The 11,266-nt window shown below is 59.5% G+C and carries 11 protein-coding genes, 1 tRNA gene and 1 pseudogene; 7 read left to right on the top strand and 6 right to left on the bottom strand.

All coding sequences use genetic code 11. The features are described 5' to 3' along the window. From RGCCGE502_RS36555 to RGCCGE502_RS11905, 3 genes and pseudogenes are all read right to left on the bottom strand, one after another. Positions 1-134 (bottom strand): annotated as a pseudogene (locus RGCCGE502_RS36555) (S-(hydroxymethyl)glutathione dehydrogenase); the annotation flags it as partial. Between the two features lie 37 nt (positions 135-171). Further along, positions 172-1,002 carry a sugar phosphate isomerase/epimerase family protein gene (locus RGCCGE502_RS11910; protein WP_016554411.1) on the bottom strand — a complete coding sequence of 277 codons (831 nt, stop codon included), beginning with the start codon at positions 1,000-1,002 and terminating at the stop codon, positions 172-174. 94 nt (positions 1,003-1,096) lie between these two features. Next, complete coding sequence (locus RGCCGE502_RS11905; protein WP_016554410.1) at positions 1,097-2,104, bottom strand: LacI family DNA-binding transcriptional regulator; 1,008 nt, start codon at positions 2,102-2,104, stop codon at positions 1,097-1,099. A gap of 140 nt (positions 2,105-2,244) precedes the next feature. Here RGCCGE502_RS11905 and RGCCGE502_RS11900 point away from each other — a divergent pair, with 140 nt between their 5' ends. The 4 genes from RGCCGE502_RS11900 to RGCCGE502_RS11885 all read left to right on the top strand — a co-directional run bounded on the left by RGCCGE502_RS11900 (position 2,245) and on the right by RGCCGE502_RS11885 (position 5,436). After that, positions 2,245-3,279, top strand: coding sequence for a sterol desaturase family protein (locus RGCCGE502_RS11900; RefSeq protein WP_016554409.1), 1,035 nt, complete (start codon positions 2,245-2,247; stop codon positions 3,277-3,279). A 178-nt stretch (positions 3,280-3,457) separates the two neighbouring features. Beyond that, positions 3,458-4,387, top strand: a complete 930-nt coding sequence (locus tag RGCCGE502_RS11895) for a sugar ABC transporter substrate-binding protein (protein ID WP_016554408.1) — start codon at positions 3,458-3,460, stop codon at positions 4,385-4,387. A gap of 211 nt (positions 4,388-4,598) precedes the next feature. Next, positions 4,599-5,120: a DUF992 domain-containing protein gene (locus tag RGCCGE502_RS11890; RefSeq protein WP_019279898.1), complete on the top strand. Its 522-nt coding sequence runs from the start codon at positions 4,599-4,601 to the stop codon at positions 5,118-5,120. 82 nt (positions 5,121-5,202) lie between these two features. Further along, entirely contained in the window at positions 5,203-5,436 is a 234-nt protein-coding gene (locus RGCCGE502_RS11885) for a hypothetical protein (RefSeq protein ID WP_016554406.1), read from the top strand. Positions 5,437-5,744: 308 nt separating this feature from the next. Here RGCCGE502_RS11885 and RGCCGE502_RS11875 read toward each other — a convergent pair whose 3' ends face one another. Then, on the bottom strand, positions 5,745-6,686 hold the full coding sequence (locus tag RGCCGE502_RS11875) for a lytic transglycosylase domain-containing protein (RefSeq protein WP_019279897.1): 942 nt from the start codon (positions 6,684-6,686) through the stop codon (positions 5,745-5,747). A 217-nt stretch (positions 6,687-6,903) separates the two neighbouring features. On the opposite strand from RGCCGE502_RS11875, the gene RGCCGE502_RS11870 reads away from it, so the two are divergent. The 3 genes from RGCCGE502_RS11870 (at position 6,904) to RGCCGE502_RS11860 (ending at position 10,456) form a co-directional block, all read left to right on the top strand. Further along, positions 6,904-7,668, top strand: coding sequence for a TIM barrel protein (locus RGCCGE502_RS11870; RefSeq protein ID WP_016554403.1), 765 nt, complete (start codon positions 6,904-6,906; stop codon positions 7,666-7,668). Between the two features lie 126 nt (positions 7,669-7,794). Beyond that, entirely contained in the window at positions 7,795-9,021 is a 1,227-nt protein-coding gene (locus RGCCGE502_RS11865) for an adenylate/guanylate cyclase domain-containing protein (protein ID WP_016554402.1), read from the top strand. A gap of 103 nt (positions 9,022-9,124) precedes the next feature. Further along, complete coding sequence (locus RGCCGE502_RS11860; RefSeq protein WP_016554401.1) at positions 9,125-10,456, top strand: NAD(P)/FAD-dependent oxidoreductase; 1,332 nt, start codon at positions 9,125-9,127, stop codon at positions 10,454-10,456. 159 nt (positions 10,457-10,615) lie between these two features. Here RGCCGE502_RS11860 and RGCCGE502_RS11855 read toward each other — a convergent pair whose 3' ends face one another. After that, on the bottom strand, positions 10,616-10,948 hold the full coding sequence (locus RGCCGE502_RS11855) for a GlsB/YeaQ/YmgE family stress response membrane protein (protein WP_016554400.1): 333 nt from the start codon (positions 10,946-10,948) through the stop codon (positions 10,616-10,618). Between the two features lie 237 nt (positions 10,949-11,185). Beyond that, a tRNA-Glu gene (locus RGCCGE502_RS11850) sits at positions 11,186-11,260 on the bottom strand. Between the last annotated feature and the right edge of the window lie 6 nt (positions 11,261-11,266).

The raw sequence follows: 11,266 nt of genomic DNA, 5'->3' as shown, positions 1-11,266 counted from the left end.
AAATCGTCGGTGTGGCAGATGCCGGTCGCCTTCACCTCGACCAGCACTTCGCCGGCCCGCGGTCCCTCCAGCTGCACGGTCATCACTTCCAAAGGCTTGCCAGCCTGTACGGCAACGGCGGCGCGAACGTCCATGTCGGATTCCTCCCAGATTGTTACTTTCGATCGATTGTCAGGCGGTGCGCGCCCAGAGTTCTTTTACGCGGTCTTTCAGCAGCAGCGCTTCCTCCCACCGGTCGGTGATATCCTCGCCATCACGGCCGGTGATGGCGTAGGGCTTTGGGCCGAGTTCGCAGGTGAAGGCGAGTGTATCATCTGGTCCGGCCCGACGTCGCCAGCTTCGAAAACCATACTCCCACCAGTCCATGAAGAGATCGAGCCATGGCTGATGGTGCGGGAAGGAGATTTCGATCTGCACCTGTTCGCGCGATGCGACACGCCCATGGAAGGACCACGAGCTGTCGAGAATGCGATGGATCATGGCATGGTTTTCCGCCGACACGGGCCAGGCGAATTCGCGTCCGACCAGAAAGTGCGACAGGTCGCCGAGCAGCCGGAGACTGGGGAGGCGGTCCAGGAGATCGAGGGTGAAGAAGAGGTCGGTCGTCATCCGGTCACGGTGGGTCTCGACATAAACCGGAATCTTCGCCTCTTCACTCAGCCGCTGCCAGCCTTCGAGCAGCGGAAGACAGTCCTCGATGCGGCGGAGCCGGACGTCAGGCTGCAGGCAGAGGTGTGCGACCCCGTATTCGGCAGCGTTCTCCAGTGCGGGCTTCAGATCGTCCACGCTCTTCGGGAAGCATTGGGCCTCGGCCTTCAGGCCGTGAGGCTTTAGGAGCGCGTCCAAGCGCCTGACGTAGCTGCGGTCGTACCAATGGGCGCTGACTCCATCGAATCCGACCTCCGCGATCCGTTCGATGCTCTCCTCAAGCGAGAGCTCCGGCTGAATGGCGCTGCGACGTTCCATCGCCCAGAGCGACTGGAAAACGGATAGGGATTGCATCGACGCCTCCGCGGGTTCAGTTGAGGGCTAGACAGCACGAAATCGCGGCGTTGGCGAGGCTATTCCCTGAGGTGTTTTGATCAATGCGCGACAGCTAGACGTTCTGGGCGTTAATGGTCATGAAGCGCACGGGATCGGTGGTGATCTCAGCTTTGATGATGTCGAGCTTATGCAGGATCATGTCGACCGCGCGACGCGCCTGAACCTCGGGCGTCTGGTCGATGCATATGTCCATGAGGCCGGACTGCAGATGCCGTTTCTTCTTGTCCGTAAGTTCGTGGCCGACCCAATAGACGTCCTTATGCTTCGCCCATTGCTGCAGGACGATCGCCACGCCTTCGTCGCCGCCGCCCGCCGAATAGACGCCGATGATATCGGGGTTGCGGCGAAGCGCTTCGCCCAGCAACTCGGCCGATTGAAGATCGTCATCATGGCCGAACATGACAAGCGAGAAGGAATGCTCCGGAGAGCCTTTTTCGGCGATGTAGTCGGAGAAACCCTTGATGCGCTGGCGGTGATTTGCGTAGGCGCCGCTATGACAGAGGGAGACCAGCTTTCCGCTCCGGGCACCAAGCATGCCGGTCATGTAGTAGGCGGCGCAACGACCGGCGGCATAGTCGTCAATGCCGACGAACGGGATGTCTGAGTCGCAGCGGGCAACGATCTGGACCACTTCCACGCCGGCTGCACTGGCCTTTCGGAGACTGGCGCTGACCCGGGCATCGTCGGGTGCGCATATGATCAGTCCGGAACGCCGGAAAGCCGGATTGGCGACGTGACGGGCCATGCCGACGGGGTCACTTTCCTTGACGAAGGTCCGATGCAAAATGACGTTCTTGTCCAGCGACGCGGCGATCCGTTCGAAAGCCTGATTGAGGCGTGCGAAGAAACTTGTTTCGGGGCGAACGAGGATGACCTCGATGCGGATTGCGCCGCGGTTGAAATGCGACTGGCGTGTGCCGTATTCCAGCTTCTTGGCCGCGCGGATGACCTTCTCGATGGTCTTCTCGGTGACGCCGCCACGGCCGTTGATGACCCGCTCGACTGTTGCCAATCCGAGCTTCGCCTCTCGGGCGACATCCTTCAAAGTCACTTTCGACATGTTTGGCTCCTCCCGCCGAGAGTATCGGTCAGCGGTCCTATTGGAGCACAGTTGCGAAATGAGGAAAACACCTCAAGCAATGTGTGGGCTCTTGGGTGGCACTCCGGTATTTTGGGGCCAATCGATACGGAGGAGTGGCAATGGACGACACACTTTATGGAAAGCGCAACAAGCGGGGCGATTGGGCGCCCGCCAAACTGCTTTCCTACCCACCTGTCTTTGTCTGGCCGGTTCAGCCGATCCGATTCCTGAAATGGGTCTTCGGCTATCCGGGCTACCTTATGCCCTGGAACGTCCTCTATGCCGTTGTCGGGACGTTGGTCTGGCTGTACGCGACGCCGTCGTTCGAAACGACGAAGACCTTCTCCATCGGCTGGATCGCGTATCTCCTAGCGCGCAATGCCGCGCTCGTGTTCGTGTTTTTCGGGATGTTCCATCTGCGCCTCTATATGCAGCGCAGGCAGGGAACGAGCTTCAAGTACAACTCAAAATGGCCATCGGTCGGCAATGACGCGTTTCTCTTTGGCAACCAGACCATCGACAACGTCATCTGGACGTTTGCCAGCGCCGTGCCGATCTGGACGGCCTTCGAGGCCGTCACGCTCTGGGCATTTGCGAACGGCCTCATTCCCTATGTTTCGTTCGCGGAACACCCGGTCTACTGCGGCATCGTGATGCTACTCATCCCGACGTTCCGGGATCTGCATTTCTACCTCGTGCACCGCCTGATTCACTGGCCGCCGCTCTACCATGCGGTCCACAAGCTGCATCACAACAACGTCAACCCTGGCCCTTGGTCTGGCCTGGCGATGCATCCGGTCGAGCATCTGCTCTACTTCTCGGGCGTGCTGATCCACTGGATCGTGCCGTCGAACCCGGTGCATGCGATGTTTCATCTCGTGCATGCGGGGCTTGCGCCAGCCCCCGGTCATGCCGGCTTCGACAAGATCGTCTTTGGCGAAGACAGCGCGATCGACACCCATGCATACGATCACTACCTCCACCACAAGTACTTCGAGTGCAATTACGCTGACGGCGTGATCCCGCTCGACAAGTGGTTCGGAACCTTCCACGATGGCTCGACTGAAGCGCAAGAGCGGATGGACAAGCGGTTCATGGAGCAGGCCCGCCGGCGCCAGGAGAAGAAGGCGCGGCAACAGCAGCAGCCTAGTTGAAAGATCAAGATCCTCCTAAGCTTAGCCCGGCTATTTGCCGGGCTTTTTGTTTGCTTCGATGCCGGCAAACGTCGTCAAGTTGAGGTTTTTTTATCACTATTTTCGCGGACGAGGGGAGTGGGGGCAGCTACCGTCTTGATGCGGACATCGGGTGCCGCTTCATCTGTGGGAGGAGAACATGCTTAGATTCTTGAGCGCCAGCGCGCTTGCCCTGGTGCTTGCAACTCAAGCTCAAGCTGCCGAACGCATAGGCGTTTCAATGGGGACGTTGTCGAACAACTTCCAGACACTGATCGTCAATGGCATGGAGGCCTACGCCACATCGATCGGCGTCGAGTTGCAGATCGAAGATGCGACGACCGACGTCAACAAGCAGCTCGATCAGGTTCGCAATTTTGCGACCAGCGGCGTATCGGCGATAATTGTCGATCCCGTCGATTCCGACGGCACGCCCGCGCTCAGCAAGGTTGCCGAAGAGGCCGGCATTCCGCTGATCTACGTGAACGTGCAGCCGACCGATCTGTCGACTCTTGGCAAGCAGCAGGCGTTTGTCGGCTCGAACGAGCTCGAATCCGGGACGTTGCAGACGAAGGAAGTCTGTCGGATGCTCGGCGGCAAGGGAAATGTCGTTATCATGATTGGAGATCTGACGAGCCAGGCGGCTCGCCAGCGGACACAGGATGTGCATGACGTCATCAAGACACCCGAATGCAGCGGCCTGAACGTGGTTCAGGAGCAGGTCGGAAGCTGGAGCCGCGTCAACGGCGCTGACCTTGTGTCGAACTGGCTGACCTCGGGTCTGGAGTTCGATGCCGTGATCGCCAATAACGACGAAATGGCGCTCGGTGCCATTGCCGCGTTGAAGAACTCTGGTGCCTCGACAGACAAGGTCCTCGTCGCCGGAATCGATGCGACGCCTGAGGCGTTGCAGGCGATGAAGGCCGGCGACCTCAAGGTTACCGTGTTCCAGGACGCGAAGGGACAGGGCAAGGGATCGATCGATGCGGCCCTCAAGGCGGCGAGGGGCGAGAAACTGGATCGTGAAGTCTGGATCCCATTCCAGCTCGTGACCCAGCAGAACATGGCTCAATTTCAAAACCTGAACTAGCTCGGACCGCCTCACGCTCTGAGCCTATCGATCACGGCCATGCCTTTTGCATCGCCGTGATCGACCCGTTTCGGTGGTCTGTTCGCGGCAGGCCCGTTCTTCTCATACGGCGTCGTCTAGGCTGCAAGATCGGAAGGGCAGCCATGCATCAGCGGTATTGGTAAACCACGGCGATACGCTATCTATCTTCAGCCAATACAAGGAGAAAATGATGAAGAAGATCGCAACCGTTGTTGCTGCCGCATCCCTGGTGCAAGCCTTGGTCTCGAGCGTTAGCGCGGCCGATTTGGTGACCACCTATCAGCCGCCCGAGGCTGACCTGCGCGACGGCGTCAAGATCGGGATCCTGACTTGTGATGTCGGCGGCGGCGTCGGTTACGTCCTCGGATCCGCGAAATCGGTCGATTGCGTTTTCAGCCCGGTCTCGAGCGCGGAGACGCAGGACAGGTACGCAGGAGCGATCCGCAAGTTGGGGGTCGATGTAGGGTTTACCACACGCGGCCGGATCGTCTGGGCGGTGTTTGCCCCGACCGCCGGATACCATCGCGGTTCACTCGGCGGCCTTTACCAGGGTGCATCGGCTGAAGCGACGCTTGTCGCCGGTGTCGGCGCCAACATCCTCGTTGGCGGGACGAGCGGCTCTGTTCAGTTGCAGACGTTGAGCGTGACTGGGCAGCTCGGCCTGAACGTTGCTGCGACCGGAACGTCGATGACTTTGACGCCGCAGGGATAAGCGAATTTCGCCGGCTGGTCGCATCCATGATGCGGCCAGATTTTTAGGGCTCGGTGTGGGGGGAAACATGAGATATTCCGCAATGCTGGTTGCGTTGGTGCTCGCCGGCTGTACGAGTGCGCCTCCTCCTGAGCCCATTCAGGGAAGCATTACCTATGGACGCGTGGTTCACTCGCCTTATCCGCCCGGAACGGTGGTCAAGAACACGTTCCTTGGAAAATGGGGCTATCGCGTATTCGAAAAGTATGTCGTCCAGCCTGACGGAACGCTCAAATTGACCTATCAGGAAACCGCGCCGGACTTCCTGACGGACTGACCTGGAGCCAACGCTTCGTCCCCGCTATCGAAGCTTCGGTGGCTTGGCGAGCGGATTTGGCTGTGTCTCATATTCGGGGGTATGGCGCCCGAAGAGCTTGTGCAGCTTGCGCTCCTCTGCGGAATCAACGTCGTTTCGTCGTCCGCGATTGATGACGCTTCGGCCCCGCGGCCCCGGATTTCTGATCTGTCTGTTTGGTGTGCTGTGCATAGCTCTTTCCTCCCGTAAGGGAAACGCGCAACTCATTCTAATGTTCATGGCCGCGAGAGAAAAGGCGTCTGGTTGCCTGGATGGAAGCAGATACTGGTTCAGTTTCTGAAAACCGTGCACGCCGCACCGGCCGCACGCACTGTCACGCAGACCTTGTCGGCCTCGGCGCGGGTCTGCCTGCCGATACGAGCAGCGTAGCGCGGCCTGAAGCCGAAGCTGCGGTCGCGCACACGCACGATGACCGGCTCTTCGGCTGCGAGCGATGCCGGAAGCTGACGTGCTACGGCCGAAAACAGACGAAGGGCCGCTGCGTCGTTGCTATGGGCAGCAAGTTGTGCGCCCCAGGGCGCCCAGGGGCCTTGTTGAACCGATGCGGTTTCGGTGAGACGACGCTTGCTGGCAAGCTCGATGCAGGCATCGATGAAGGGTTTGTTTGGACTTAGAAACTGCGCGGCATCGACTGGAGGATCGTTCTTCCACTGCTCGACGGTGCTTGCGGTTATGGCAAGGACGTAACTGCGTGTCTCGAAGGGCAGCAGACCGGTATCGAGATAGTCGGCGAGCCCTTGTTCACCGGCATTATAGGCAGCGGCAGCCAGGCCCAGATTGCCAAAGCGTGTTCGTAAATCGTCGAGATATCGTGCTGATTCCTTAAGGGATTCGAGGACATCGAAACTATCGCGCAATCCTCGCAATCTGGCGGTTCCGGGCATGAACTGGGCGATGCCCTGTGCCCCCTTCGGACTGATCGCGCCCGCCTGGAAACGGCTCTCCCGCCAGATCAGCCGAGCAAAATACTCCGGCGGCAGACGGTTCTCCTGAGCGAAGTGATCAATCGCGACACAGAGATCGCGGCCATATGTTTCGCGGGTGATGCAAAGGCGCTCACCGGAGTTCGGGACGTCGAGGGAATAAACGCAGACTCGATGGGAGGTGGCCGCGGGCGGCTGGGAAAAGGCGACTTCAGGAAGCGCCAGCAGAAGGCAGGCCACCAAAGTTACCACGCCCGCCTTGCTAAACGATACGCCCACCGCAGTCATCGTCCCTCGGTCGCCACTGAATGCTTTCTCAATCGCGTCGGAAAAAGATACGCCCGTCATCAAATGACGGGCGGAGTTGGGAGATTAATACGCATCCGCACGTTAGCAAGGCTGAATATGACGTCAAGACGGAAACGGAGCATGGGAGGTTTTTGCCATATGCCTGTTGCTGCCGCTCGACTATGGTCGACCCAGTTCCCGATTCAGTGAGGCCGCTATGAGACTTTCTGCTTGCATCGAATGGCTGTTCGCAGTCGAAGCCGAGAACTTCGCGGACAGGATCCGGCTTGCGCACAAGCATGGTGTCGAGGCCGTCGAATTCTGGAAATGGACGGAAAAGGATATCGGCAGCATCGAATGGGCGCTGACCGAAACGGGCATGGAACTTACCAGCTTCGTGGCCGAACCGATGATCGCCTTAACTGACAGAAACAACAAAGAAGACTTTCTGAAGGGGCTGAAAAGTTCTGTTGAGACGGCCCGACGCCTCGGTGCGCATACGTTGATTGCCCAGGCAGGCAATGATCTCCCTGGCAAGTCCCGTGAAGAGCAGAAGGCGGCGCTCGTTGAGACGCTGACAGCTGCCGGCGAGCTCCTCGAGGGTACTGGTGTCCGCCTTGGACTCGAGCCGCTCAACACGTTGATCGACCACGTTGGCTATTTCCTGCACTCAACGATCGAAGGCATCCAGATCGTGAGGGCGACGGGGCGGCCAGAGATCGGCATCGTCTACGATGTCTATCATTCAGCAGTGATGGGGGAGGATACGGCAGAGGTCATAGCGGACAACATCGACCGGGTTTTCCATGTCCATATCGCCGATCATCCGGGAAGGAACGAGCCGGGCAGCGGGAGTATCGACCTCAAGTACCGCGTCGATTGGCTCGTCCAACACGGTTACGGCGGCGCGATTGGACTCGAATACAGGCCATTGGCGCCGAGCGCCACGACCATCGCAGAGACACGGCGTTTGCTCGGCTAAGAAACAGCGTAACTCATCCTTGGTCGGTCCCGGCTATTTCAATTCGACGCGCCGTGTACCATCTAGCTGGTGGATGGATAGGGTCTTCCGCAATCGGGAGACGACCGTGTTTTGTGGAGCGTAGTTATGCAATCCCTTTCGGACGTACCTTTGGACCTCATGGAGCAGAGCGAGGGCGTGTGGCCCACGCGTCGACGCAAGATTATCGATTGGCTGGTCAACGAGACGCGCGGCGAGAGGTTCATCGACAACATATTTGTGCAGATGTGCCAGCGGCTCCGCGACGAGGGCGTGCCTGTGGCACGCGCATCGTTGCATTTCCGAACGCTTCATCCGCAATGGCTGGGTGCGCGCATCCTCTGGCGCACCGGCCTGGCCGAAGCCAAGATCGACACGTTCGCCTATGGCGTCGAGAAAACGCCGCAGTTTCAAAACAGCCCGGTGAACGAGATCTTCAGCGGCGCAATCGAGGTTTGCAAAAATCTTGAGACGATGCGCGACGGCGACGGTCACCATCAGTTCTACGACGAACTGATACGTGAAGGGCTCACCGAATATGTCGCCTGGCCAATGGAACACACGCTTGGCAAACGCCATATCGCGACCTTTTCCAGTGACCGTCCCGGTGGCTTTGCAGAAGAGCATATCGCCTTCCTCAAAGACGTTCTTCCGGCATTGACGCTTGTGAGCGAAATTCGCACCAAGAACATTCTTGCGCGCACTTTGCTGGAAACCTACGTCGGGCCACACGCCAGCGCCGAAATTCTAGCCGGCGCCACGACCCGCGGCAGCGGTGCGACGGTCGGTGCTGCGATCATGATCTGCGACCTGCGCGACTTTACGACCATTTCGGATCAGTGGCCGCGTGATGACGTGATCGACCTTCTGAACGGCTATTTCGACGCGATGTCGGAACCGATCGAAAAGCACGGTGGTGAAATCCTCAAGTTCATGGGTGACGGCATGCTGGCGATCTTTCCGCTGCGCGACCCCGAGGCCTGCCGGAACCTCCTGATGGCGATCAAGGAGGCGGAGCGTGCTGTCACCGATCTCAACGAGCGCAATGCGCGCGACGGGCGCGAGGTGCTGCGCTACGGCGTCGGCGTCCACGTCGGCGACGTCATGTATGGCAATATCGGCTCGCGTCGGCGGCTCGACTTCACGGTGATCGGACCGGCCGTCAACGTCGCCTCGCGCCTGGAAAGCCTGACGAAGGAAATCAAGCGTCCGGTGCTTTTCTCCCGGGCCTTCGTCGAAATGGCCGCGTGCAAGGAAGGCATGGAAAGCCTCGGCTCCTTCCCGCTTCGGGGATTGGGCGAGCCGGTCGACGTGTTTGCCTTCAAGCAATCCTGAAAGAATGCAAGACAAGGCACGGGCAGGGTTCCGAAATGCGGGATGGGATTGTAGGGCTAGCTTAGCCAAACGATCTTGAGTCCCTGCCAGGAGACAATTCCTCATGCCCGGTCCGTATGTCGTTCCCGTCCACGGTGACGAGGAGCTCCCGAAAGAGTGTGACGTTGTCGTCATCGGCGGCGGCATCGTCGGTTGCTCCGCGGCGCTGGAGCTCGCGGAACGTGGCTTGCGTGTGACGCTCTGCGAGAAGGGCGGAATCGGCAAGGAACAGTCGAGCCGGAACTGGGGCTGGGTGCGCATCTCGATGCGCGACCCGCGCGAGGTGCCGCTGATGGCCGAGGCGCTGAGGATATGGGATGGCCTCGACAAGCGCACCGGTCGCGACGTGGGTTTCAAGCGAGCCGGCATCATCTTCACCTGCGGCAATGAAAAGGAACTGGCCGACCACGAGCGCTGGCGGACAAATCTGGACGGCTATCAGATCGAATCCCGCATGCTGACCGCACGCGAATTCGGCGAAATGGTTCCCGGGTCAAGGCTCGACATGGCGGGAGCGCTCTATACGCCGGCCGACGGGCGAGCTGAGCCACAGAAAGCAGCACCGGCGATCGCTGAAGCCGCGCGTGACAAAGGGGCGACGATCCTGACGGAATGCGCAGTGCGCGGCATCGAGACTTCAGCGGGAGCCGTCAGCGGCGTGGTGACTGAACGTGGCGCAATCGCCTGCACGGCCGTCGTTCTGGCTGGCGGGGCTTGGTCCAGCCTGTTTGCCGGGCGCTTCGGCATCGACCTGCCACAGCTCAAGGTATTGAACAGCGTGATGCGCACCAGACCGTTGGAAGGCGGGCCGGAGCAAGCAATCTGGGCGAAGGATTTCGCCATCCGCAAGCGGCAAGACGGCGGCTATACCATCGCTTGCGGACACGACAACATCGTCGATATCGTGCCGGACTCGTTCCGTTATGCCGCAAGCTTCCTGCCGGCATTGCGGGCTGAATGGAAATCGCTCTCCTTCCGCCTGGCCGGTCGTTTCTTCAACGAGTTGCGCATTCCGCGGCATTGGTCGATGGATGACGCAAGCCCGTTTGAGTATCACCGGGTTCTCGATCCTGTGCCCTCGAAGAAATTGACGCAGGATGCGCTGGGCGGCCTGAAAAGGGCGTTTCCGCTGTTCGAGAAGGCGGAAATCGCGCAGCGCTGGGGTGGCTATATCGATGTTACGCCCGATGCCGTGCCCGTCATCTCGGCCGTTGACGCCATTCCCGGCTTTCATGTCGCGACCGGATTTTCCGGGCATGGTTTTGGTATCGGACCGGCGGCAGGGCGCTTGATGGCGGATATCGTCACCGGCCGGTCACCCGTCGTCGACCCGAAGGCATTTCGGATTTCACGCTTCAGCGACGGTTCGAAGGTGGAGCTGATCAGCGGCTTCTGACCACACCGAGCCGACTTCCAATGCTAACCGCTTGGCAGAAGGTTACCGTGCGCTCTGGTTCGCGCCACCCAGCAGGAACTAGGTCTAAGAGGAAAAGCGTGTCATATCAGCGCTGGGCTGATGCTCGCGTTAGTGGTCGGTCTTTTTGACCACCGTCGCTCACCAGTCGTCGGGAGCCCGCGGTGGTCGCATGCGAACTCGGACCAACCGTATGGGCAGCAACAGCAGACACGCGCCGAAAAAGCCGAGCACGAAAAAAGCGACCCATCCGCCGTAGTGATAGCCCACTCGCTCTGCGATTGCATTGAGGATAACGGCCCCAACGACCCCCGCGACGATATCGGTCGCTAGGTGGGCATGGGCGTGCATGAATTTGTTGGCCATCCATCCCGCCACGCCGCCGACGATGACAGCCGTCAGCCAGTCAACCCGCCCCTCGGTCATGGAAGCACTTACGACGGTCGATAGCCATTCAACTTGTCCTTCGTCCATGGCGGCACCTACGCACAAATTCCGACTATGCGACGATAGCACTGTGTATTCGGACCAGAAGTACGCAACGGTAAATTTGCGAACCAAATGTTCGTTGGGTGAGCAAAGGGACTGATCCACCAAGCACCCTATTTGGGGCTTGGTTTCGATTGATTTCGCAGCCGGGCGTAGGCCGGTTGAGGCGCATTTTGAAGCGCAACCAAAAAAACCAAATGATATCAAAGGGAGTGGTGCGAGTGGTACGCCCTAGGGGAATCGAACCCCTCTTTACAGAATGAGAATCTGTTGTCCTAACCGATAGACGAAGGGCGCATCAGC

Origin of the sequence: Rhizobium grahamii CCGE 502, from assembly GCF_000298315.2 — a bacterium.
GTDB lineage: Bacteria > Pseudomonadota > Alphaproteobacteria > Rhizobiales > Rhizobiaceae > Rhizobium > Rhizobium grahamii.
Note: the sequence above shows the minus strand (reverse complement) of the source record. Positions and strands in the feature narration are given on the sequence as shown.

Bases quoted from the DNA above. Each gene is read 5' to 3' on its own strand.
- RGCCGE502_RS11890 (WP_019279898.1), top strand. From the start codon at position 4,599: ATGAAGAAGATCGCAACCGTTGTTGCTGCCGCATCCCTGGTGCAAGCC.
- RGCCGE502_RS11865 (WP_016554402.1), top strand. From the start codon at position 7,795: ATGCAATCCCTTTCGGACGTACCTTTGGACCTCATGGAGCAGAGCGAG.
- RGCCGE502_RS11895 (WP_016554408.1), top strand. From the start codon at position 3,458: ATGCTTAGATTCTTGAGCGCCAGCGCGCTTGCCCTGGTGCTTGCAACT.
- RGCCGE502_RS11910 (WP_016554411.1), bottom strand. From the start codon at position 1,002: ATGCAATCCCTATCCGTTTTCCAGTCGCTCTGGGCGATGGAACGTCGC.
- RGCCGE502_RS11900 (WP_016554409.1), top strand. From the start codon at position 2,245: ATGGACGACACACTTTATGGAAAGCGCAACAAGCGGGGCGATTGGGCG.
- RGCCGE502_RS11855 (WP_016554400.1), bottom strand. From the start codon at position 10,948: ATGGACGAAGGACAAGTTGAATGGCTATCGACCGTCGTAAGTGCTTCC.
- RGCCGE502_RS11905 (WP_016554410.1), bottom strand. From the start codon at position 2,104: ATGTCGAAAGTGACTTTGAAGGATGTCGCCCGAGAGGCGAAGCTCGGA.
- RGCCGE502_RS11870 (WP_016554403.1), top strand. From the start codon at position 6,904: ATGAGACTTTCTGCTTGCATCGAATGGCTGTTCGCAGTCGAAGCCGAG.
- RGCCGE502_RS11875 (WP_019279897.1), bottom strand. From the start codon at position 6,686: ATGACTGCGGTGGGCGTATCGTTTAGCAAGGCGGGCGTGGTAACTTTG.
- RGCCGE502_RS11860 (WP_016554401.1), top strand. From the start codon at position 9,125: ATGCCCGGTCCGTATGTCGTTCCCGTCCACGGTGACGAGGAGCTCCCG.
- RGCCGE502_RS11885 (WP_016554406.1), top strand. From the start codon at position 5,203: ATGCTGGTTGCGTTGGTGCTCGCCGGCTGTACGAGTGCGCCTCCTCCT.